Here is a 21,883-nt window from a genome sequence, read left to right as displayed (position 1 = left end):
CGATTGCCAACTTTACGTCATCGGAAACGTAGACAAGGCTATCATATCAAAACATGATAGGAAATACCTCCTGCCAAGGTCGCAAGTGCTTTTCGGCGACTGAAGCGGAGTCCGATTACAGCTAGGGAGGTTTTCATGCTTCGATTTTTCGTCCTGCTCGGCGTCATTGCACTTGGCGCATGCAATACAACAGCTGCCCAGCGGCAAGTCTGGGTTCGCAGCGACGGGAGCGTCATCCAGCCCGGGAGTTCGGACGAACGCCGCGCCAACAGGGTCCTGACGGAATGCCGCCAGCGGGCCCTGGCGAGCAGCGATGCCGGCAAGACGATGCACAGCTGCATGAACGGCCGCGGCTACAAGCTCATCACGACGCCCTGAGGCCATCGCCGAAAGAGGCAACCGCCCGGCGAGGAAGCCGGGCGGTGAACTGCGCGGAAACGGGAGGGATTGGGCTTCCTGCCATCCGCGATCGGCGTGAGCCGCGCAGACAGGCAGACAGGCGCGGGCGTCGACCGGTCGACACCGGCTACGGACAAAACATGCACGCTGGTGCTAGGTGCCGCCCGCCGCGATCTCACGGATGACGCGGTTCGGCGTCCGGATCTCGAGGCTCTGATTTTCAGGGAAAGAAAGTGGCGGGAGTGACGGGGCTCGAACCCGCGGCCTCCGGCGTGACAGGCCGGCGCTCTAACCAACTGAGCTACACCCCCGCGGCGAACGCTTCGTTCGCTGTGGTGGCGCTGAATTAAGACCCCCATCCCGCCCTGTCAAGCGCCTTGGCCTCATCCTCATGAAAACCCTTCGGAACAGCCGCTCGCGCCTGTGGACAGCGATAAGGCCGGCCGTCGCCGCAACCGCTCTTCGCTGGAAGCGGCGCGATCAGGTGATTCACGCCGGAGTTTTCCCGGCATGAATCACGGCAGGACGGCCGGCGCACCAGTACACCGACGTCGAAGCCGCTGCTGGAACGGCGCCGGCGACGCGCGACGTTGATCGTTTTTCGCGCCCGTGCAGCCCCTCCCCTGCAAACCAGATGCAGGACGGGGAGCACCGTGTCGCCGGCAGCCATGGCCGACGAATCGCGGTGAGCGGAATCGTCACCTGAGGCAGCAAGCGGATCAGGAACGGACAGGGAGGAAGCGGCCGAGCCGGCCGGGGCGCGTCGCGCGGGGCGCAGACATAGCGAAGCCCCGACCGCAATCCTGGGGGGCGTGGATGCGATCAGGGCTCGCCGCGGAGGTCACAAAACACCGCGTAAGGGATATGGGGTGGTGTGCCCCATATTCAACGCCCCGACCGACTGGAGAAATCACAGATGGCCCGTGGCACGATCCGGGACGGACGGTCTTCCGGCGGACGGACGGGACGAAGGGTCCGGAGACCTGAATGGTGGGCGGTGACGGGCTCGAACCGCCGACCCTCTCGGTGTAAACGAGATGCTCTACCGACTGAGCTAACCGCCCATGACTGCGGCGTCCTGGAACCTTAGTGTTTAGGGGCGAGCCGCGCCTGCCGCAAGGGCTCTGGACCCATCCGCGATCGCGAACGGCGGAGCAGCCTCGGGCGATCGGCTCGCCCCGCAACATCACTTGCCGTTGACGGCATCCTTGAGGGCAGCGCCGGCCTTGAACTTGGGCGCCTTGGACGCCGGCACGGGGATCGTCTCGCCCGTACGCGGATTGCGCGCCGTGCCAGCCGCACGATCGGCGACCGCAAAGGTGCCGAACCCGACCAGCTTCACTTCGTCGCCCTTCTTCAGAGCGCCCGTGATGGCGTCAATCGCCGCGTCGATCGCCTCGGTGGCCTGGGTCTTCGTGAGGCCCGCCTTCTCGGCGACGGCCGAGACGAGTTCACCTTTGTTCATGTTGTCCTCCTTACATTCGCGCCGTCACAGCTGCGAACCGAATGCGCCACATGGCGCGGACACGCCCGCCCGCAACAGCGGCGGCACGCTCAACCCCGATGCCGCAGAATCCCAAGAAATGCAACGGTTACAGGCCGCAAAACCACAAAAAAGCATCCTTATCGGACGCTGAAGGCGCCCAAATTCGGCCCGGAAGGTCCGATGCGGCGTTTCCCTTGGCCTGCAAGCGAATCGCGGCTCCTCAATGAAAAAGGCGGGACCGCTGGTCCCGCCTCCTTCATTTCAGTCGTCGAGGTGCCGTTCAGTGAGCGACGAGACCCGTGCCGTCCTCGTCACCGGCGGCGACCGCAGCCTTCCTGGAAGCGGCCTCCTCGTCCCAGACGATCGCCTCGGGCTGGCGCACCAGGGCATGGCCGAGCACCTGCTCCATGCGCGACACGGGGACGATCTCGAGGCCGTTCTTCACCGAAGCCGGGATGTCCGCCAGATCCTTGGCGTTGTCCTCGGGGATCAGCACCTTCTTGATGCCGCCGCGCAGGGCGGCGAGGAGCTTCTCCTTGAGGCCGCCGATCGGCAGCACCCGTCCGCGCAGGGTGACCTCACCCGTCATGGCGACGTCGCGGCGCACCGGGATGCCCGTGAGCGTCGAGACGATGGCGGTCGCCATGGCGATGCCGGCCGACGGACCGTCCTTCGGGGTCGCCCCCTCGGGAACGTGCACGTGGATGTCACGCCGCTCGAACAGCGGGGGCTCGATGCCGAAGTCGACCGCACGCGAGCGGACGTAGGACGCCGCCGCGGAGATCGATTCCTTCATCACGTCCCGCAGGTTGCCGGTGACGGTCATCTTGCCCTTGCCGGGCATCATGATGCCTTCGATCGTCAGGAGCTCGCCGCCGACCTCCGTCCAGGCGAGGCCCGTGACCGTGCCGACCTGGTCCTCCGCCTCGATCTCGCCGTAGCGGAACTTCGGCGCACCGAGGTAGTCGGAGATGTTGTCGGCGGTGACGGTGATCTTCTTCTTCTTGGTGAGGATGATCTCCTTCACCGCCTTGCGGATCAGGTTGGCGATCTCACGCTCGAGATTGCGCACGCCCGCCTCGCGCGTGTAGCGGCGAACCAGGGTGAGCAGGCCGGCGTCGTCGACCTCCCATTCCTTCGGCTGCAGGCCATGCTTGCCGACGGCGTTGGGAATGAGATGCCGCCGGGCGATCTCCGCCTTCTCCTCTTCCGTGTAGCCGGCGATGCGGATCACCTCCATACGGTCGAGCAGGGCCGGCGGGATGTTGAGCGTGTTCGCCGTCGTCACGAACATCACGTTCGACAGGTCGTAGTCGACCTCGAGGTAATGATCGTTGAAGGACGAGTTCTGCTCAGGATCCAGCACCTCGAGCAGAGCCGAGGCCGGATCGCCGCGGAAGTCCATGCCCAGCTTGTCGATCTCGTCGAGCAGGATGAGCGGATTGGACGTCTTGGCCTTACGCATCGACTGGATGATCTTGCCGGGCAGCGAGCCGATGTAGGTGCGCCGGTGACCGCGGATCTCGGCCTCGTCACGCACGCCGCCGAGCGACATGCGCACGAACTCGCGCCCCGTCGCCTTGGCGATGGACTTGCCGAGCGAGGTCTTGCCGACGCCGGGAGGGCCGACGAGGCACAGGATCGGGCCCGTCAGCTTGTTGGCGCGCTGCTGGACGGCGAGATATTCGACGATGCGCTCCTTGACCTTGTCGAGGCCGAAGTGGTCGGTGTCCAGCACCTCCTGGGCGAGGTTCAGGTCCTTCTTCACGCGCGAGCGCTTGCCCCACGGGATGCCGAGCAGCCAGTCGAGGTAGTTGCGCACCACCGTCGCCTCGGCCGACATGGGAGACATCTGGCGCAGCTTCTTCAGCTCGCCCTGCGCCTTCTCGCGCGCCTCCTTGGTCAGCTTCGTCTTCTCGATGCGCTCTTCCAGCTCGGCGAGCTCGTCGCGACCATCCTCGTCGCCGAGCTCCTTCTGGATCGCCTTCATCTGCTCGTTGAGGTAGTACTCGCGCTGGGTCTTCTCCATCTGGCGCTTGACGCGCGTGCGGATGCGCTTTTCCACCTGCAGGACGGAGATCTCGCTCTCCATCAGGCCGAGGGCCTTCTCGAGCCGCTCTGCGACCGACGTCGTCTCGAGGATCGCCTGCTTGTCGGCGATCTTGACGGCGAGGTGCGAGGCGACCGTGTCGGCGAGCTTCGAGGGATCGTCGATCTGCGTCACCGCGGAGACGACCTCGGGCGAAACCTTCTTGTTCAGCTTGACGTAGTTCTCGAACTCCGAGACCACGGAGCGGGCGAGCGCCTCCGTCTCCACCGCATTGCCGGCGGATTCGGCCAGCACCTCGGCCTCGGCCTCGTAGTAGTCGTCGCTGCGGGTGTACTGGCGCACCTTGGCGCGGCCGGCACCCTCGACGAGGACCTTCACGGTGCCGTCGGGCAGCTTGAGGAGCTGCAGCACGCTCGCCACGGTGCCGACCTGGTAGATCGCGTCCGTCGCCGGGTCGTCGTCAGAGGCGTTGATCTGCGTCGCGAGCAGGATGTGCCCGTCGTTCTTGACCACTTCCTCGAGCGCGCGGATCGACTTCTCGCGGCCGACGAAGAGCGGCACGATCATGTGCGGGAAGACGACGATATCGCGCAGGGGCAAGACCGGATAAACGGCAACAGTGCCCGGAATGGCCGGCTGGCGGGGCTTGGAATTGGTCATAGCCCTCAGTTCCTTTCCATTGCGCCCGCCCCCGCCCCGATGGGCCGACAGCGGACGGATTGTCGGGCGCGCTCACCGTCGCTGCGGCTGCCCCGACACACCTTGCCGGCACCTCTTTCAAGAGCATGCCGGCACCGGGTGTTGGGCGTTAGGTGGCGTCCCGTGCCGTGTGTTTCAAGAAAGGACGCAGGGCCTGCTCGCAAAACGGTGATCGGCCCTGCTCCGTGCAACCGGCGAGCGAGCGCGTGTCAGGCGCTGGCGCTCGTTTCCGCCTGTCGATCCGCGTAGATGAACAAGGGCTTGGCCTTGCCCTCGACCACCTCCGGGCTGATGACGATCTGCTCCACGCCCTCGAGGCCGGGCAGGTCATACATGGTGTCGAGCAGGATGCCCTCCATGATGGACCTCAGGCCGCGAGCGCCGGTCTTGCGCTCGATCGCCTTGCGGGCGATGAGCCCGAGCGCCTCGTCCGAGAAGGTGAGCTCGACGTTCTCCATGTCGAAGAGCCGCTGGTACTGCTTGACCAGCGCGTTCTTCGGCTCCTTGAGGATCGTCGTCAGGGCGGCCTCGTCGAGATCCTCCAGCGTCGCGATGACCGGCAGGCGGCCGACGAACTCGGGGATGAGGCCGAACTTCAGCAGATCCTCCGGCTCGACCTCACGGAAGATCTCGCCCGTGCGCCGGTCGTCCGGGGCCTGCACGGTCGCGCCGAAACCGATCGAGGTACCCTTGCCGCGCGCGCTGATGATGCGCTCTAGCCCGGCGAAGGCGCCGCCGCAGATGAAGAGGATGTTGGTGGTGTCGACCTGCAGGAACTCCTGCTGCGGGTGCTTGCGCCCGCCCTGGGGCGGCACCGAGGCCACCGTGCCCTCCATGATCTTCAGGAGCGCCTGCTGCACGCCCTCGCCCGACACGTCGCGGGTGATCGAGGGGTTGTCGGACTTGCGCGAGATCTTGTCGATCTCGTCGATGTAGACGATGCCGCGCTGGGCCCGCTCGACGTTGTAGTCCGAGGCCTGCAGGAGCTTGAGGATGATGTTCTCGACATCCTCGCCGACGTAGCCGGCCTCCGTCAGGGTGGTCGCATCCGCCATCGTGAACGGCACGTCGAGGATGCGCGCCAGCGTCTGGGCGAGCAGCGTCTTGCCCGAGCCGGTCGGCCCGACGAGCAGGATGTTCGACTTCGCCAGCTCGACGTCGTTGTGCTTCGTCGCATGCGCGAGGCGCTTGTAGTGGTTGTGCACCGCGACGGAGAGCACCTTCTTGGCATGGTCCTGGCCGATCACGTAATCGTCGAGGACCTTGCTGATCTCCTTCGGCGTCGGCACGCCGTCGCGGGATTTCACCAGCGAGGACTTGGATTCCTCGCGGATGATGTCCATGCACAGTTCCACACACTCGTCGCAGATGAACACGGTCGGTCCAGCGATGAGCTTGCGGACCTCGTGCTGGCTCTTGCCGCAGAATGAGCAGTAGAGCGTGCTCTTGGCGTCGCCACCGCTGGTCTTGCTCATGGTCCGTCTCCGCTCGATCCGCCCGTGCCGCACCACGCGGTACGAGCGTCATCACATCTTCATATAGGCGTCGATCTAAGAAAGGGTAATTCCGCGATCTTCGCCCGGCGCCAGCGCGCCGATTCATTCGATGACGGCTACCATGCAAACATGGTGCCGCATGCCGATCAACAGAAATGGGACGGCACGCCGGAGCCGGCGCCCGTCCCCCGCCCCGCCCTTGGGGACAACCTCGATCAGGCCGCCACCTCCGGGCGCGTCGCCAGCACCTGGTCGATGAGGCCGAAGTCGCGGGCCGCATCGGCGGTCATGAAGAAATCGCGCTCCAGAGCCTGCTCGATGGAGACGAGATCCTTGCCCGTGTGCTTCACGTAGATCTCGTTGAGGCGGCGCTTCAGCGCCTCGATCTCGCGCGCGTGGATGAGAATGTCCGTCGCCTGGCCCTGGAAGCCGCCCGACGGCTGGTGCACCATGATGCGCGCATTCGGCAGTGCGAAACGCTGTCCGGCCTCGCCCGCAGCGAGAAGGAGCGAGCCCATGGAGGCCGCCTGGCCGATGCACAGGGTCGAAACGGGACAACGGATGAACTGCATCGTGTCGTAGATGGACAGTCCCGACGTCACCACCCCGCCCGGGGAGTTGATGTAGAAGGAGATTTCCTTCTTCGGGTTCTCCGCCTCGAGGAACAGCAGCTGCGCCACGATGAGCGAGGCCGAGTAATCCTCCACCGGGCCGGTGAGGAAGATGATTCGCTCGCGCAGGAGGCGGGAATAGATATCGAACGCACGCTCGCCGCGGTTGGACTGCTCCACCACCATCGGCACGAGCGTGTTGTTATAGACCTCTAACGGATCCCTCATCGTCTTCCTCGTCGGTTCCGAATGCCCGCGGCCGTGAACCGACCCTGCGGGCGATCCTGCAGCGAATCGCCCGCAGGATAGCCTGTTACGCCTTCTTCTTGGACTTGGAGGCCTTCTTGGCCTTCTTGCCCTCGTCCGCGCCAGCCTCGCCGTCCTCGTCGTCCGAGAACAGAGCCTCGCGCGACACCGCCTTCTCCGTCACCTTGACCTGGCCGAGGAGGTGGTCGACCACCTTCTCCTCGAAGATCGGGGCGCGGATCTCGGCGAGCGCCTGCGGGTTCTTGCGATAGTAGTCCCACACGGCCTTCTCCTGGCCGGGGAACTGGCGGGCGCGCTCGATGACAGCCTGGGTCACCTCGTCGTCCGTGATCTTTACATCGGCCTTCTCGCCGATTTCCGCAAGGACCAGACCGAGTCGCACGCGACGCTCGGCGATGCGGCGATATTCGGCGCGCGCCTCCTCCTCGGTCGTGTCCTCGTCGGCGAAGGTCTTGCCGGACTGCTTCATCTCGGCTTCGACCTGGTTCCACACGCCGGCGAATTCCTGCTCGACGAGGCTCGGCGGCAGGTCGAAGGTGTACTGCTCGTCGAGGGCGTCGAGCAGGATGCGCTTCAGCTTGCGCCGGGACTGGGCGGCGAAGTCGCGCCCGATGGCCTCGCGCACGGCGTCCTTGAGCTTGTCGAGCGACTCCATGCCGAAGCCCTTGGCGAGCTCGTCGTCGATCTTGAGCGCGTCGGGAGCCTCGACGTCCTTGACCTTCACGGCGAAGGACGCGGCCTTGCCGGCGAGGTTCGGCGCCAGGTAGTTCTCGGGGAAGGAGACGTCGACGGTGCGGTCTTCGCCGGCCTTGGCGCCGACGAGCTGCTCCTCGAAGCCCGGGATGAAGGAGTTCGAGCCGATCTCGACCTTGATGTCCTCGGCGGTGCCGCCCTCGAAGGCCTCACCGTCGATGGTGCCGACGAAGTCGACCGTCAGGCGGTCGCCCGTCTCCGCGGCGCCGTCCTTCGAGGAGAAGCTGCGGTTCTGCTTGGCCATCCGCTCCAGCGCCTCGTCGACCTCGGCGTCGCCGATCTCGGCGACCTCCTTGGTCAGCTCGATGCCGGAGAAGTCCTTGATCTCGATCTGCGGCAGGACCTCGAGCGCGACGGTGAAGGCAAGATCCGCCTTCGCCTCCATCACGGCCTCGATCTCGTCCTTGTTCTCGGGGAACGTGACCTGAGGCTCCTGGGCGAGCTTGAGCGAATGCTCCTCGACGATCTGGCGGTTGGCGTCGTTGACGGCGCTCTGCACCACATCCGCCATCACGGCACGGCCATAGAGCCGGCGCAGGTGCGTCAGCGGCACCTTGCCCGGGCGGAAGCCGTTGATGCGGACACGATCTTTCAGTCCGGCCAGCTCGCCCGTGAGCTTCGTTTCCAGATCGGCGGCCGGCACGACCACCTTGAACTCGCGTTTGAGCCCCTCGGACAGGGTTTGCGTCGCCTGCATCTTTACAGCTCTATTCCGTTCGCTCTGAATGATCATTCACAAGGGTCGGCCGCGCCGAACCTCACCAAGGCGCATGGTGCGGGCGGAGGGCCTCGAACCCCCACGACTTGTCGTCACTGGAACCTAAATCCAGCGCGTCTACCAATTCCGCCACGCCCGCAACCGGAGCCTCGCCTTGCGGGCAAGACCCCTTCCGGGACGGGGCTCTATATCATGACAGAAGCGTGATGCAGCAAAAAAATGACGCGCGCCGCCTTTTGTGCCCTGCACTCCGGCGGAGCCGCGCGAAGGGAGCGAAAAAGTGCCGCCGCTCCCTCGTTCCGGACACCGCTTCGCGCTAGATCTGAGCCTCCCGACGCGGCGACGGTCTCCATGGCGCAATTCGACGAAAAGACGAGCTCCTCACTACCCCCTGCCGTGGCCATGGCCCGTCGCACATTCGTGAAGGGGCTCGGCGGCCTTGCGCTGCTCGCGGGCACCGCGCGCAGGGCCTGCGCCCAGCCCGCTGCCGGAGGCGGCGCCCGCCTTGCCGCCGCGCCGGCGGCGGTCGAGCTCAACCCCTCCGCCGCGGGAGCCGCGGACCTGTGGAGCTTCACCGGCGATGCCGCAGGGGCACGGCTGCGCGCGCCCCTCGGCGAGCCCCTGGCGCTGCACCTCGCCAACGGTCTGCCGCAGCCGGTCTCGATGCATATCCTCGGCCTGAGGGTCGACAATGCGCTCGACGGGGCAGCGCCGCTCGCAGGGGATGCGGTCCCGCCCGGCGCCGAGCGCACCCTCACCCTGACGCCCGCCCGGCCGGGCACATTTCTCCTGCGCCCGGCCACCCTCGCCCATGCCGCCGAGCAGTCCGCCCGCGGGCTCTACGGCACGCTCGTGGTCCCTGAGCCGGAACTGATCGCCGTGGACGAGGACGTGACCGTCGTCCTGTCGGACTGGGCGCTCGAGGAGAGCGGCGCCCTGCGGGCGAGCTTCGGCACCGGGGAGGATGCAGGCTTTGCCGGCCGACTCGGCAACTGGCTGACGGTGAACGGCGCGACGCCGCCGCAGGCGGTGACGCTGCCGCAGCGCGGCAGGGCGCGGCTGCGCCTCGTCAATGCCGCGAACGCGCGCATCTTCACCCTGCGCTTCGACGCCATGGAGGCGGAGGTCATCGCCGTCGACAGCATCGCCACGGAGCCCTTCGCCCCGGCCCGCGCGACGCTGACGCTGCTGCCCGGCGGCCGGCTCGACGTCGTCGTCACGCCAGGCGAAGGCGCCGCCGTCAGCGGGCTGTTCGGCACGTCGGCCGTGCCGCTGGTCACCTTCGCGGCGAGCGACGCCCGCTCCCCGCACGCGGAAGCGCCGCGGCCGGCGCTGCCGGCGCCGGACCTGCCGGCCGCCATCGACCTTGCCGCCGCCCTGCGCGCCGAGGCGGTGATCGGCGGCGGCCTCGACCCGACCCAGCCGGCGACCGATGCCGATGTCACGCGCCTCTGGCAGGTCAACGGCGCCGCCTTCACAGACCAGCGCGAGCCGCTGCTGCGCGTGCCGCGCGGCAAGCCGGCCGTGCTGGCCTTCACCAACCAGACCGCCTTCGTGCAGGCCCTGCACATCCACGGGCACCATGTGCGGCTGCTGCATCCGCTCGACGACGGCTGGGAGCCCTACTGGCTCGACACGTTCGCCGTGCCGCCCGGGCGCACGGTGCGGATCGCCTTCGTCGCCGACAATCCAGGCCGCTGGCTGATCGGCTCGGCCATCCTCGACCGGCTGCCGGCCGGCCTCGCCGCCTGGTACGAGGTGACATGAGGCGGCGATTCAAGAAGCCGCCCCTTCCCGCTGAAAACGAAAGCTAATCCAGCAACGTCCGCCACACCTGCGGCAGCCTCTCCGGCAGGTCCTCGGCGATGAGGCCCGGCCCGAAGGCGGCGGCCGCCGCCCCGTGCATCCACACGCCGGCGCAAGCAGCCGCGAAGGCCGGCATCTCCTGGGCCATGAGGCCGCCGATGATGCCGGCGAGCACGTCGCCCGTCCCGGCCGTCGCCAGCCACGGCGGGGCGTTCTCGTTGATGACGGCGCGTCCGTCCGGCGCGGCGATCACCGTATCGGGGCCCTTGAGCACGACGACGGCCCCGCTCGCGGCGGCGGCGGCACGGGCCCGCTCCAGCTTGGAGCGCGCCTGCGCGACGCCCTCGGCCTCGCCGAACAGCCGGGCGAACTCGCCCTCGTGCGGGGTCAGCACGATGCCGGCCGGCGCGGCGGAGGTCACCACCTGCCACAGGCCGGCGAGATTATTCGAAAAGCTCGTCAGCGCATCCGCATCGAGCACGAGGTGCCGGCGCGCGGCGGCGGCCACCTCGACCATGCGGCGCGTCTCCTCGCCGATGCCCAGCGCCGGCCCGAGAACGAGCGCCGAGAAGCGTGCGTCGCTCAGCAGGTCGGCGAGCTCTTCGGCACCGTCGACGGCGCGCACCATGACGGCGGTGAGCTGCGCCGCATTGACGGCGACGGCCGCCGGCGGCGAGGCGACCGTCACGAGCCCGGCCCCGGCCCTCAGGCCGGCCCGCGCGGCGAGGCGCGCAGCCCCCGTCCGCGCCGGCCCGCCGGAGGCGACGACGAGATGGCCGCGCTTGTATTTATGGCCCGCCGCATCCGGGCGCGGCAGTTCACCCCGCCAGAGGCCGGGAGCGTTCGCGGCCGTCCGCACATCGAGCGCGGCCACCGTCGCATCGGTGATGCCGATGTCCGCAACATGGACAGGGCCGCAATGTCCGCGTCCCGGCATCAGCAGATGGCCGGGCTTGCGCCGGGCAAAGGTCACCGTCTCGTCCGCCTGGATGGCGCAGCCCCGCACGGCGCCGGTGTCGCCGTCGATGCCGGAGGGGACGTCGACCGCGACGACATGGGCGCCGGCGGCATTCACCGCCGCGATCACCGCGTCGAGCGGTGCGGCGATGTCGCGGGCGAGCCCGGCGCCGAACATGGCGTCGACGACGATGTCGACACCGTCGGCGCGCCAGCCTGCGAGCGGCAGGATCTCGCCTTCCCAGCCGCGGGCCGCCTCGGCGGCGTCTCCCGCCAGCCGGTCCGGCGACAGAAGGGCGTAGACGGCGACATCATGGCCGGCGACCGCGAGCAGGCGCGCAGCGACGAAGCCGTCGCCGCCATTGTTGCCGGGGCCGCACAGGACGGCGATGCGCCGCGGCCCGGAAGCCCGGGCGAGCACCCGCTCGGCCACGGCCTGCCCGGCCCGCTCCATCAGCACGATGCCCGGCGTGCCACCCGCGATGGTGCGCCCATCCGCCGCAGCCATCTCGGCGCAGGTCAACAGCTCAAGCATCGGGCATCCTGCCGCCGCGATGGCATCCCCCTCGACGGGGTCGATGAAAAAAGTAGCATATGCACAATTTTTAGCCTCCAAATGTCGTCCGGCTGCAACATTGCGCGGCAGGGAACGGCCAATTCCCCGTGGCAGGCCGATCGGCTTTGATGGTAAGAGCCACACGAGCTGTTTGCACTGACTGATCCTGCGGAGGCTGCACGGCATGAAGAAGATCGAAGCGATCATCAAACCCTTCAAGCTCGACGAGGTGAAGGAGGCGCTTCAGGACGTCGGCCTGCAGGGTATCACCGTCATCGAAGCCAAGGGTTTCGGCCGCCAGAAGGGCCATACCGAGCTCTACCGCGGCGCCGAATACGTCGTCGACTTCCTGCCCAAGGTGAAGATCGAGATCGTGCTTGCCGACGAGATGGTCGACCGGGCGGTCGAGGCCATCCGCAAGGCGGCCCAGACGGGCCGGATCGGAGATGGCAAGATTTTTGTATCCACGGTCGAGGAGGTCATCCGCATCCGCACCGGCGAGACCGGCACGGACGCGATTTGATCCAACCTACGCCACCCCACGGGCCGCTGACGGCCAGTTCCACTAGAGGATGATAATGATGAAGAGCGCTAAGGACGTGCTCAAGCTGATCAAGGACGAAGACATCAAGTATGTCGACTTCCGCTTTACCGATCCGCGTGGCAAGTGGCAGCACGTCACCTTCGATGTGTCGATGATCGACGAAGAAATCTTCGCCGAAGGCACGATGTTCGACGGCTCTTCGATCGCCGGCTGGAAGGCCATCAACGAATCCGACATGCTGCTCATGCCGGACCCGGCCACCGCCACCGTCGACCCGTTCTTCTCGGCCGCGACGCTCTCCATCGTCTGCGACGTTCTCGAGCCGACCACGGGCGAGGCCTACAACCGCGACCCGCGCGGCATCGCCAAGAAGGCCGAGGCCTTCCTGCAGTCGACTGGCCTCGGTGACACCATCTACGTCGGCCCCGAAGCCGAGTTCTTCGTCTTCGACGACGTCAAGTTCATGGCCACCCCCTACAACACGGGCTTCAAGCTCGATGCGGCCGAGCTGCCGATCAACGGCGACACGGACTACGAGGGCGGCAACCTCGGCCACCGCATCCCGACCAAGGGCGGCTACTTCCCGGTCCCGCCGCTCGATGCCGGCCAGGACATGCGCGGCGAGATGCTCGCGGCCATGGCTGCCATGGGCGTCAAGGTCGAGAAGCACCACCATGAGGTGGCCTCGGCCCAGCACGAACTCGGCATGAAGTTCGACACGCTGACGCTGATGGCCGACCAGATGCAGGTCTACAAGTACTGCATCCACAACGTCGCCCAGAGCTACGGCAAGTCGGCCACCTTCATGCCGAAGCCGGTCTACGGCGACAACGGCTCGGGCATGCACGTGCACCAGTCGATCTGGAAGGGCGGCAAGCCGCTGTTCGCCGGCAACAAATATGCCGACCTCAGCCAGGAATGCCTGTGGTACATCGGCGGCATCATCAAGCACGCCAAGGCCATCAACGCCTTCACCAACCCGTCGACCAACTCCTACAAGCGTCTGGTCCCGGGCTTCGAGGCGCCGGTGCTCCTCGCCTACTCCTCGCGCAACCGCTCGGCCTCCTGCCGCATTCCGTGGACGAACTCGCCGAAGGCCAAGCGCGTCGAGGTGCGTTTCCCCGACCCGACGGCGAACCCCTACCTCGGCTTCGCGGCCCTGCTCATGGCCGGCCTCGACGGCATCCTGAACAAGATCGACCCGGGCTCGGCGATGGACAAGGATCTCTACGACCTGCCGCCGCGCGAGCTGAAGAAGATCCCGACCGTCTGCGCCAGCCTGCGCGAGGCCCTGCAGTCCCTCGACAAGGACCGCGCCTTCCTCAAGGCCGGCGGCGTGTTCAGCGACGACTTCATCGACGCCTATATCGAGCTCAAGATGCAGGACGTCATCCGCTTCGAGCACACGCCGCACCCGGTCGAGTTCGATATGTACTACTCGGTCTGATGCAGCGCGGGGGGCCCTTCCGGCCGCCCGCACCGGAATATGGCAGCCGGGGTCTTCGGGCCCCGGCTGTTTCGTTTCAGGGTCCTTCTCCACCGTGGCCTCGGTCTCGCAGGCGCCATGGCCGATGGAGAAACGTCGTCTGCGGGCGTCATCGGTTACAGTGGACCGCGGGACGTAGTGTCATCCGTCGGACATGCCCCGGCCCTAACTGTGAGCGGCTGATTTTCCATCGGGGGATCCCAGGATGACCGACGCTGAGCTGACCCGCTCCCAGGCTTACGAGGAATCAGAGAACCTCGGCCGCAACACGAGCGACAATCCCAGCATGGGCGAGATCATCGCCCAGCGCTTCAGCCGCCGCGACCTGATGCGCGGGGCGCTGGCCGTCACCGCCATTTCGGCCACCGTCTCGCCGCTGGCGCTCACCACGGCCGAGAAGGCGCGCGCCGAGACCGACGCCTCGGCCTTCCGCTTCAAGGAGCCGGCGGCGGGTGTCGACGAGCGGCACCACGTCGCCGAGGGCTATGACGCCGACATCCTCATCCGCTGGGGCGACCCCGTGCTGCCCGGCGCGTCGGCGTTCGATCCGAAGAGCCAGAGCGCCGAGGCGCAGGCCGGGCAGTTCGGCTACAACAACGACTTCCTCGGCTACATCCCCCTGCCCGACGCCGCCGACCCGTCGGCGCACGGCCTCCTCGTCGTGAACCACGAATACACCAACGAGGAGCTGATGTTCCCGGGCATCCCGCCCCAGCACACCAAGGACGTCCGTTTCAAGGACATGACGAAGGCGCTCGTCGACATCGAGATGATGGCGCACGGCGGCTCGGTCATCGAGGTCCGCAAGGTGGACGGCAAGTGGCAGGTGGTGCCGGATTCGAAATATGCGCGCCGCATCACCGCCGAGACGGAGATGGAGATCACCGGCCCCGCCGCCGGCGCCGAGCGCATGAAGACCTCCTACGATGCGGAGGGGCGCAAGGTGCGCGGCATGCTCAACAACTGCGCCGGCGGCATCACGCCCTGGGGCACCTGGCTGACGTGCGAGGAGAACTTCAACGGCTACTTCTGGGGCAAGGCCGACGGCCACCCCGAGGAGGCGGCGCTGAAGCGCTACGGCGTGCCCGGCAATTCCTACAACTGGGGCCAGCACTACGACCGCTTCGACCTCGCCAAGGAGCCGAACGAATCGAACCGCTTCGGCTGGGTGGTGGAGATCGACCCGCTCGACCCCACCTCGGTGCCGAAGAAGCGCACGGCCATGGGCCGCTTCAAGCACGAGGGCGCGGCGAACATCGTCAACAAGGACGGACGCTTCGTCGTCTACCAGGGCGACGACGAGCGCTTCGACTACGTCTACAAGTTCGTCACCGAAGGCCGGGTCGATCCGGCCGACCGCGCCGCCAACATGGACCTGCTCGACAGGGGCACGCTCCATGTCGCCCGCTATGACGCCGACGGCACCGGCGAATGGCTGCCGCTCGTCTTCGGCGAAGGGCCGCTGACGGCGGCGAACGGCTTTGCCAGCCAGGCGGATGTCGTCATCGAGGCGCGCCGCGCCGCCGACCTCCTCGGCGCCACCAAGATGGACCGGCCGGAGGACGTCGAGGCCAACCCGCAGACCGACAAGGTCTACGTGATCCTGACCAACAACACGAGCCGCAAGACCGAGCAGGTCGACGCCGCCAACCCGCGCGCCAACAACGAGTTCGGCCACATCATCGAGATGCTGCCGGAGGGCGGCGACCACGCGGCGCGCAAGTTCACCTGGGAAATCCTCGTCAAATGCGGCGATCCGTCGATCGCCGACGTCGGCGCCACCTTCTCCTCGGCGACGAGCAAGGACGGCTGGTTCGGCATGCCGGACAACTGCGCCATCGACAGCGAGGGGCGCCTGTGGGTGTCGACCGACGGCATGTCGGAGAAGAGCACCGGCCGCGCCGACGGGCTCTTCGCCGTCGACACGGAAGGCGCGGCGCGCGGCACCTCCAAGCTGTTCTTCCGCTGCCCGGCCGGCGCCGAGCTCTGCGGCCCCATGCCGACGCCGGACCTCACCACCTTCTTCGTCGCCGTGCAGCACCCCGGCGACGACGGCAAGGACTGGTCGGCCTTCGGCCGCATCTCGACCTTCGACGATCCGGCGACGCGCTGGCCGGATTTCGAGGACGGCATGCCGCCGCGCCCGTCGATCGTCGCCATCACGAAGCAGGGCGGCGGCAAGATCGCCGGCTGATTCCTCCGTTACAAACGCGAACGGCCGGCGCAACCGCGCCGGCCGTTCCTCGTGGAGACGGTGCCGCCGCTTACTGCGGCAGCTTGTCCTCGATACCCTTGACGTAGAAGTTCATGCCGAGCACCTGCTCGTCGGACAAAGCCGTACCGCCCTGGCATTCCACCTCGCTGCCGTCCTGCTTGAGGACGGGGCACTTGAAGGGGTTGAGCTTGCCGGTGCGGATCGCCTCCTCCGTCTCCTCGGCCATCTTCTTCACGTCGTCCGGCATGTTGGTGTAGGGCGCCATCTTCACCATGCCGCTGTCGAGGCCACCCCAGGTGTCCTCGGACTTCCAGGTGCCGTCGAGCACGGCCTTGGCGCGGGCGACGTAATAGTCGTTCCAGTTGTCGACGATGGCGGTCAGCTGCGTCTTGGGCGCGAAGCGGATCATGTCCGACGCCTGGCCGAAGCCGAAGAGGCCACGCGCCTCGGCGGCCTGCAGGGGCGCCGGGCTGTCGGTGTGCTGGGCCATCACGTCGACGCCCTGGTCGAGCAGCGCCTTGGCGGCATCGGCCTCCTTGCCCGGGTCGTACCAGGAATTGGCCCAGACCACCTTGATCTTGATGTCCGGCCGCACCGACTGGGCGCCGAGGAAATAGGCATTGATGCCGGAGACGACCTCGGGGATCGGATAGGCGCCGACATAGCCGATGATGCCGGTCTTCGACATCTTGGCCGCGATCTGGCCGATGACGTAGCGGCCCTCGTGGAACTTGGCCGCATAGGTGGAGACGTTGTCGGCGCGCTTGATGCCGGTGGCGTGCTCGAACTTCACGTCCGGATATTTCTTCGCCACCTTCAGCGTCGGCTCCATGAAGCCGAAGGAGGTGGTGAAGATGAGCTTGTGGCCGGTGCGGGCGAGCTGCTCGATGGCGCGCTCGGAATCGGCCTCCGGCACGCTCTCGACGTAGCTCGTCTCGACCTTGTCGCCGAGCGCTTCCTCGATGGCCTTGCGGCCGACATCGTGCTGGTAGCTCCAGCCGTGGTCACCGACCGGCCCCACATAGATGAAGCCGACCTTGAGCTTGTCCTGCGCGCTGGCGGAACCGGCGACGAGCGCCAGTGCCGCCGTCGCCAGAAGATGGGTGAATAGACGCTTCATCGTGGGTCCCTGTCACTCGAATGGGGGCTGGCCTTGTCCGCCCCGCAGGACGCCGCCCCCTGCGACGTCCCCTCTCCGGCATGGCGGGACGGACGAATTTAGCAAGCTATCGGTCCGGCACGAAAGGTGCGCCGAGCGAACCCGGGGCGCCGGTGTCGCGCCGCCGGCCGAGCGAGAGAACGACGAGCGCGACGATCGTCGCAAGATACGGCAGGGCCGACAGCGCCTGGGACGGGATGCCGATCGCCGCCGCCTGCGCATGGAGCTGCAGCACCGTCGCCGCCCCGAAGAGATAGGCGCCGAAGAAGGCCCAGCCGGGCCGCCAGGCGGCGAAGACGACGAGCGCTACCGCGATCCAGCCGCGCCCGGAGGTCATGCCCGGCGACCAGAAGCGCGTGTAGACGAGCGAGAGATAGGCCCCCGCGAGACCGGCGCAGGCGCCGCCGAAGAGGATGGCGAGCAGGCGCACCCGCAGCACCGGCAGGCCGAGGGAATGGGCCGAGGTCTGGTTCTCGCCCACCGCCCGCAGGAGAAGGCCCTTGCGGGTGCGGAACAGGAACCAGCCGACGCCGAGGCACAAGAGGAGCGAGGCGTAGACGAAGGCGTCCTGGCCGAAGAACAGGCGCCCGACGAGCGGCAGGTCCGTGAGGCCCGGGATGTGCAGATGCGTGATGGGATCACGCCGGGCGCCGATGAAGGGCGCGCCGATGAGCCCGGACAGGCCGAGGCCGAAGATGGTCAGCGCCAGGCCCGAGGCGACCTGGTTGGCGGCGAGGCCGAGCACGGCGAAGGCGAAGAGCGCCGCCGTCAGGCCACCGGCGAGGATGCCGCAGAGGACGCCGAGAAGGGTCGAATCGAACAGGATGGCGCCCGCGAAGCCGCAGGCGGCGCCCATCGCCATCATGCCCTCGACGCCGAGGTTGAGGACGCCGGACCGCTCGGTGACGAGCTCTCCGAGCGCCGCGATGAGGAGCGGCGTCGAGGCCGTGACGATAGTGAGGAGAATGGCCTCGACGATGCTCATGCCGCCCTCCCGGCCGCCTGTGCCGGCGCCCCGCGCACAAGCCGCACGCGATAGGTGACGAGCGCGTCGGCACCCAGGACGCAGAATAGCAGGATGCCCTGGAAGGTGCGCGTAAGGTCGAACGGCAGGCGCAGCGTGATCTGCGCCGCCTCGCCGCCGATGAAGGTCAGGGCCATGACAAGGCCGGCGAGCAGGATGCCGAAGGGGTTGAGGCGCCCGAGGAAGGCGACGATGATCGCCGTGAAGCCGTAGCCCGGCGAGATCGACGGCTTCAGCTGGCCGATCTGGCCAGCGACCTCGACGATGCCGGCAAGCCCGGCGAGGCCGCCGGAAATGGCGAAGACGATGAAGGTCGTGCGCGGCTCGCTGAAGCCGGAAAAGCGTGCGGCGCGAGGCGCTTCGCCCGTGACCCTGAGGCGGTAGCCGAAGATGGTGTGGCCCATCACGACAAAGGCGACGACGACGGCGACGAGCGCCATGAGGATGCCGACATGCAGGCGCCCCCCGTCGGTGAGGAAGGGCAGCGTCGCCGCCTCGTCGAAGGTGACGGACTGGGGGAAGTTGAAGCCCTTGGGATCGCGCCAGGGCCCGCGCACCAGATAGTCGAGGATCAGCTCGGCCACGTAGACGAGCATCAGGCTGGTCAGGATCTCGCTGACGCCGAAGCGCGCGCGCAGGAAGGCGGGCACGCTCGCCCAGGCCATGCCGCCGAGCGTGCCGAGCAGCAGCATCGCCGGCAGCACCCAGGCGCCCGCCTCCGTGCCGTGCGTGGCGAGCGCGACGGTGCTGCCGCAGATGGCGCCGACGACGAACTGGCCCTCGGCGCCGATGTTCCACAGGTTGGCCCGGAAGCAGAAGGACAGGCCGACGGCGATGAGCACCAGCGGCGTCGCCTTCACCACCATCTCCTGCAGCGCCCACGGATCGGACAAGGGCTGCAGCACATAGACGTCGAGCGCGGCGAGCGGCGAGCGGCCCATGGCCGCGACGACGACGCCGCCGAGCAGGAAGGCGGCGGCCAGCGCCAGCACGGGCGCCAGGAGCCGCGCGATGGCCGAGGGCGCCTGGCGTTGCTGCAGCTCAATGCGCATGGACGATCCCCTTCGGTGCCGCGGCGCCCGTCATGAGCAGGCCGACCGTCTCGCGCGTGAGGTCGCCCGTCGCCTCCGGCGCGCTCAGTTCGCCGGCGTGGATGACGGCGATGCGGTCGGCCATCTCGAACAATTCGTCGAGGTCCTGGCTGATGACGAGGACGGCGCTGCCGCTGCGGGCGAGATCGACCAGCGCCTGGCGGATGAGCGCGGCGGCGCCCGCATCCACGCCCCAGGTGGGCTGGTTGACGACGAGCACGCCCGGCTCGCGCAGGATCTCGCGGCCGACGACGAATTTCTGCAGATTGCCGCCGGAAAGGGTGCGGGCGCGCGGGTCCGCGCCCTCCTTGCGCACGTCGAAGGTCTCGATGATGCGCGTCGCCAACGCCCGCGTCGCGTCGGCGAGCACGAAGCCGCGCGAGACGAGGCCGCCGGTGCCGTGGCGCGAGAGCAGGGTGTTCTCCGCGAGGCGGTGGTCGGGCACGGCGCCATGGCCGAGCCGCTCCTCCGGCACGAAGGCGGCGCCCAGCCGCCGCCGCTCGGTCACGCCGAGATGCCCGACGGGCTTGCCATCGATGGCGACAACGCCTGGTCCATGGGCGAGGCGCTCGCCGGAGAGGGCCGCGAAAAGCTCCCCCTGGCCGTTGCCGGCAACCCCGGCGATGCCGAGGACCTCGCCCGCCCGCACGGCAAGCTCGATGTCTCGCAGCGCCTGGCCGTGCGCCTTCTCTGAGGCGAGCGAGAGGCCGCGTACGACGAGCCGCGGCGCCCCTTCGGCGGCACCACGCCCGGCGACCACGTCGTGCAGGGCGGTGCCGACCATCAGGCCGGCGATCTCGCGGGCGCTGACGGCGCGCGGGTCGATGGTGGCGACGACGCGGCCGGCGCGCAGGATCGTGGCCGAGGAGCACAGCCGCCGCACCTCCTCGAGGCGATGCGAGATGTAGAGGATGGCGCAGCCGCTCGCCGCCAGGCGCTCCAGCGTCACGAACAGCCGGTCCGCCTCCTGCGGCGTCAGCACCGAGGTCGGCTCGTCGAGCACGATCAGCCGCGGGTCCTGCAGCAGGCAGCGGATGATCTCGATGCGCTGGCGCTCGCCGGCCGAGAGCGTCCACACCGGCCGGTCGAGGTCGACGGACAGGCCGTACTGGCCCGACACGTCCCGCGCCTTCGCGGCAACCTCGGCGAGCGACAGATCAGGCGGCATGGCGGCGGCGATGTTCTCCGCCACCGTCAGGTTCTCGAACAGCGAGAAATGCTGGAAGACCATGCCGATGCCGAGGGAGCGCGCCTCCTGCGGTCCCGCGAGGCGCACCGGCTCGCCGCGCCAGCGGATCTCGCCCTCCGTCGGCTCGAGCAGGCCGTAGAGGATCTTGACGAGCGTCGACTTGCCGGCGCCGTTCTCGCCGAGCAGGGCATGGATTTCCCCCGCCCGGATGGCGAGGTCGATGTGGTCGTTGGCAACGAGCGAGCCAAAGACCTTGGTGATGCCGTGCATGGCGATGAGCGGCGGCCCCGTCTCATCCGCCCCCGCGCCCGCTGTTGCGCCCAACTCCGTCACGCCGCCCTGCCCCGTATCTCGCCCCGCCCGAGGAGGCAGGATCCGTGCCAATGAAGCTCTACTCAGGCAGGAGCACCGTCGCCCCGGTCGTCTGCCGCGCCTCGAGGCGGCGGTGCGCCTCGGCCGCCTCGGCGAGCGGCATGCGGGTGTGGATCGGGATCTTGACGACACCGCTCTCGACCACATGGAAGAGATCGTTGCTCATCTCGACCACGTCCTCGTGCGTGGCCAGATGCGTGAACAGCGTCGGCCGGGTGGCGAAGAGCGAGCCCTTCTGCGCCAGGAGCAGGATGTCGAAGGCCTCGATGGGCCCGGAGGCCGAGCCGAAGCTGACGAAATAGCCGAAGCGGCGCAGGCAATCGAGCGAGCCCGGGAAGGTCGCCTTGCCGACGCCGTCATAGACGACGTGGCAGCCCTCGCCGCCCGTGATCTCCTTCACCCGCGCGACGAAGTCCTCCTTGCGGTAGTCGATGACGTGGTCGCAGCCGTTCTGCCGTGCGAGCTCGGCCTTGTCCGGCGAGCCGGCGGTGCCGATGACCGTCGCGCCGAGGTGCTTCGCCCACTGGGTCAGGATGAGGCCGACACCACCCGCCGCCGCATGGACGAGGATGGTGTGGCCGGCCTCGACGCGGAAGGTGCGGCGCAGCAGATATTGCGCCGTCAGGCCCTTCAGCATCATGGCCGCGCCCGTCTCGAAGTCGATGGCGCCGGGCAGGTGCACCAGGAAATGGGCCGGCACGATCCGCTCCTCGGCGTAGGAGCCGAGCGTCGCGGCATAGGCGACGCGGTCGCCCGGAGCGAAATCGCCGACGCCCTCGCCCACCGCCACCACCTCGCCTGCCCCTTCGTTGCCGGGCGTGAACGGCAGGCCCGGCGGCTTGTAGGCGCCGGTGCGGAAATAGACGTCGATAAAGTTGAGGCCGATCGCCATGTTGCGCACGCGGACCTCGCCGGGACCCGGCTGGCCGATGTCGACGTCCTCATAGGCGAGCACCTCTGGCCCGCCGTGGCGGTGAATGCGGATTGCTTTCACGGCTTCCATCC

The 21,883-nt window shown here is 68.0% G+C and carries 16 protein-coding genes and 3 tRNA genes; 5 read left to right on the top strand and 14 right to left on the bottom strand.

Annotation, left to right across the window (positions count from 1 at the left end; all coding sequences use genetic code 11):
- Nucleotides 1-135 precede the first annotated feature (135 nt).
- Nucleotides 136-378: a hypothetical protein gene (locus AL346_RS17530; RefSeq protein WP_019403280.1), complete on the top strand. Its 243-nt coding sequence runs from the start codon at nt 136-138 to the stop codon at nt 376-378.
- A gap of 255 nt (nt 379-633) precedes the next feature.
- Here the strand turns inward: AL346_RS17530 and AL346_RS17525 are convergent.
- From AL346_RS17525 to AL346_RS17490, 8 genes are all read right to left on the bottom strand, one after another.
- A tRNA-Asp gene (locus tag AL346_RS17525) sits at nt 634-710 on the bottom strand.
- Nucleotides 711-1,387: 677 nt separating this feature from the next.
- Nucleotides 1,388-1,463: transfer RNA gene (locus AL346_RS17520), tRNA-Val, on the bottom strand.
- Nucleotides 1,464-1,585: 122 nt separating this feature from the next.
- Entirely contained in the window at nt 1,586-1,864 is a 279-nt protein-coding gene (locus AL346_RS17515) for an HU family DNA-binding protein (RefSeq protein WP_019403281.1), read from the bottom strand.
- A gap of 301 nt (nt 1,865-2,165) precedes the next feature.
- Nucleotides 2,166-4,595: an endopeptidase La gene (gene lon, locus AL346_RS17510; RefSeq protein ID WP_019403282.1), complete on the bottom strand. Its 2,430-nt coding sequence runs from the start codon at nt 4,593-4,595 to the stop codon at nt 2,166-2,168.
- Nucleotides 4,596-4,843: 248 nt separating this feature from the next.
- Nucleotides 4,844-6,109, bottom strand: coding sequence for an ATP-dependent Clp protease ATP-binding subunit ClpX (gene clpX, locus AL346_RS17505; protein ID WP_019403283.1), 1,266 nt, complete (start codon nt 6,107-6,109; stop codon nt 4,844-4,846).
- A gap of 236 nt (nt 6,110-6,345) precedes the next feature.
- Complete coding sequence (locus tag AL346_RS17500; protein WP_019403284.1) at nt 6,346-6,969, bottom strand: ATP-dependent Clp protease proteolytic subunit; 624 nt, start codon at nt 6,967-6,969, stop codon at nt 6,346-6,348.
- An 85-nt stretch (nt 6,970-7,054) separates the two neighbouring features.
- Nucleotides 7,055-8,458: a trigger factor gene (gene tig, locus AL346_RS17495; RefSeq protein WP_019403285.1), complete on the bottom strand. Its 1,404-nt coding sequence runs from the start codon at nt 8,456-8,458 to the stop codon at nt 7,055-7,057.
- Nucleotides 8,459-8,532: 74 nt separating this feature from the next.
- Nucleotides 8,533-8,618 (bottom strand) — tRNA-Leu (locus AL346_RS17490).
- Nucleotides 8,619-8,830: 212 nt separating this feature from the next.
- Here AL346_RS17490 and AL346_RS17485 point away from each other — a divergent pair.
- Nucleotides 8,831-10,246 carry a multicopper oxidase family protein gene (locus tag AL346_RS17485; RefSeq protein WP_040404995.1) on the top strand — a complete coding sequence of 472 codons (1,416 nt, stop codon included), beginning with the start codon at nt 8,831-8,833 and terminating at the stop codon, nt 10,244-10,246.
- Between the two features lie 43 nt (nt 10,247-10,289).
- Here AL346_RS17485 and AL346_RS17480 read toward each other — a convergent pair whose 3' ends face one another.
- A complete protein-coding gene (locus tag AL346_RS17480; protein ID WP_019403287.1) occupies nt 10,290-11,777 on the bottom strand; it encodes a bifunctional ADP-dependent NAD(P)H-hydrate dehydratase/NAD(P)H-hydrate epimerase in 1,488 nt (495 codons plus the stop codon).
- A 205-nt stretch (nt 11,778-11,982) separates the two neighbouring features.
- On the opposite strand from AL346_RS17480, the gene AL346_RS17475 reads away from it, so the two are divergent.
- The 3 genes from AL346_RS17475 to AL346_RS17465 all read left to right on the top strand — a co-directional run bounded on the left by AL346_RS17475 (nt 11,983) and on the right by AL346_RS17465 (nt 16,022).
- On the top strand, nt 11,983-12,321 hold the full coding sequence (locus tag AL346_RS17475) for a P-II family nitrogen regulator (protein ID WP_019403288.1): 339 nt from the start codon (nt 11,983-11,985) through the stop codon (nt 12,319-12,321).
- 58 nt (nt 12,322-12,379) lie between these two features.
- Nucleotides 12,380-13,789, top strand: a complete 1,410-nt coding sequence (glnA, locus tag AL346_RS17470) for a type I glutamate--ammonia ligase (protein WP_026015324.1) — start codon at nt 12,380-12,382, stop codon at nt 13,787-13,789.
- 244 nt (nt 13,790-14,033) lie between these two features.
- Nucleotides 14,034-16,022 (top strand): PhoX family phosphatase, encoded by a 1,989-nt coding sequence (locus tag AL346_RS17465; RefSeq protein ID WP_053193913.1) that lies wholly within the window; start codon nt 14,034-14,036, stop codon nt 16,020-16,022.
- A 70-nt stretch (nt 16,023-16,092) separates the two neighbouring features.
- On the opposite strand, the gene AL346_RS17460 is transcribed toward AL346_RS17465, so the two are convergent.
- The 5 genes from AL346_RS17460 to AL346_RS17440 all read right to left on the bottom strand — a co-directional run bounded on the left by AL346_RS17460 (nt 16,093) and on the right by AL346_RS17440 (nt 21,872).
- On the bottom strand, nt 16,093-17,163 hold the full coding sequence (locus tag AL346_RS17460; protein ID WP_019403291.1) for a BMP family ABC transporter substrate-binding protein: 1,071 nt from the start codon (nt 17,161-17,163) through the stop codon (nt 16,093-16,095).
- A 106-nt stretch (nt 17,164-17,269) separates the two neighbouring features.
- Nucleotides 17,270-18,187: an ABC transporter permease gene (locus tag AL346_RS17455; protein WP_019403292.1), complete on the bottom strand. Its 918-nt coding sequence runs from the start codon at nt 18,185-18,187 to the stop codon at nt 17,270-17,272.
- Nucleotides 18,184-19,278, bottom strand: coding sequence for an ABC transporter permease (locus tag AL346_RS17450; protein ID WP_019403293.1), 1,095 nt, complete (start codon nt 19,276-19,278; stop codon nt 18,184-18,186). The genes AL346_RS17455 and AL346_RS17450 overlap by 4 nt, the downstream gene beginning before the upstream one ends.
- A complete protein-coding gene (locus tag AL346_RS17445) occupies nt 19,268-20,776 on the bottom strand; it encodes an ABC transporter ATP-binding protein (protein WP_019403294.1) in 1,509 nt (502 codons plus the stop codon). The genes AL346_RS17450 and AL346_RS17445 overlap by 11 nt, the downstream gene beginning before the upstream one ends.
- Nucleotides 20,777-20,897: 121 nt before the next feature.
- Complete coding sequence (locus AL346_RS17440; RefSeq protein WP_026015325.1) at nt 20,898-21,872, bottom strand: quinone oxidoreductase; 975 nt, start codon at nt 21,870-21,872, stop codon at nt 20,898-20,900.
- Nucleotides 21,873-21,883: the final 11 nt, after the last annotated feature.

The organism is Chelatococcus sp. CO-6, from assembly GCF_001271345.1.
Taxonomy (GTDB): domain Bacteria; phylum Pseudomonadota; class Alphaproteobacteria; order Rhizobiales; family Beijerinckiaceae; genus Chelatococcus_A; species Chelatococcus_A caeni.
The sequence above is the reverse complement of the archived record's forward strand: the minus strand, read 5'-3'. Positions and strand labels throughout refer to the sequence as shown.

Coding starts and splice junctions, on each gene's coding strand:
- AL346_RS17530 (WP_019403280.1), top strand. CDS start 136: ATGCTTCGATTTTTCGTCCTGCTCGGCGTCATTGCACTTGGCGCATGC.
- AL346_RS17515 (WP_019403281.1), bottom strand. CDS start 1,864: ATGAACAAAGGTGAACTCGTCTCGGCCGTCGCCGAGAAGGCGGGCCTC.
- lon (WP_019403282.1), bottom strand. CDS start 4,595: ATGACCAATTCCAAGCCCCGCCAGCCGGCCATTCCGGGCACTGTTGCC.
- clpX (WP_019403283.1), bottom strand. CDS start 6,109: ATGAGCAAGACCAGCGGTGGCGACGCCAAGAGCACGCTCTACTGCTCA.
- AL346_RS17500 (WP_019403284.1), bottom strand. CDS start 6,969: ATGAGGGATCCGTTAGAGGTCTATAACAACACGCTCGTGCCGATGGTG.
- tig (WP_019403285.1), bottom strand. CDS start 8,458: ATGCAGGCGACGCAAACCCTGTCCGAGGGGCTCAAACGCGAGTTCAAG.
- AL346_RS17485 (WP_040404995.1), top strand. CDS start 8,831: ATGGCGCAATTCGACGAAAAGACGAGCTCCTCACTACCCCCTGCCGTG.
- AL346_RS17480 (WP_019403287.1), bottom strand. CDS start 11,777: ATGCTTGAGCTGTTGACCTGCGCCGAGATGGCTGCGGCGGATGGGCGC.
- AL346_RS17475 (WP_019403288.1), top strand. CDS start 11,983: ATGAAGAAGATCGAAGCGATCATCAAACCCTTCAAGCTCGACGAGGTG.
- glnA (WP_026015324.1), top strand. CDS start 12,380: ATGAAGAGCGCTAAGGACGTGCTCAAGCTGATCAAGGACGAAGACATC.
- AL346_RS17465 (WP_053193913.1), top strand. CDS start 14,034: ATGACCGACGCTGAGCTGACCCGCTCCCAGGCTTACGAGGAATCAGAG.
- AL346_RS17460 (WP_019403291.1), bottom strand. CDS start 17,163: ATGAAGCGTCTATTCACCCATCTTCTGGCGACGGCGGCACTGGCGCTC.
- AL346_RS17455 (WP_019403292.1), bottom strand. CDS start 18,187: ATGAGCATCGTCGAGGCCATTCTCCTCACTATCGTCACGGCCTCGACG.
- AL346_RS17450 (WP_019403293.1), bottom strand. CDS start 19,278: ATGCGCATTGAGCTGCAGCAACGCCAGGCGCCCTCGGCCATCGCGCGG.
- AL346_RS17445 (WP_019403294.1), bottom strand. CDS start 20,776: ATGCACGGCATCACCAAGGTCTTTGGCTCGCTCGTTGCCAACGACCAC.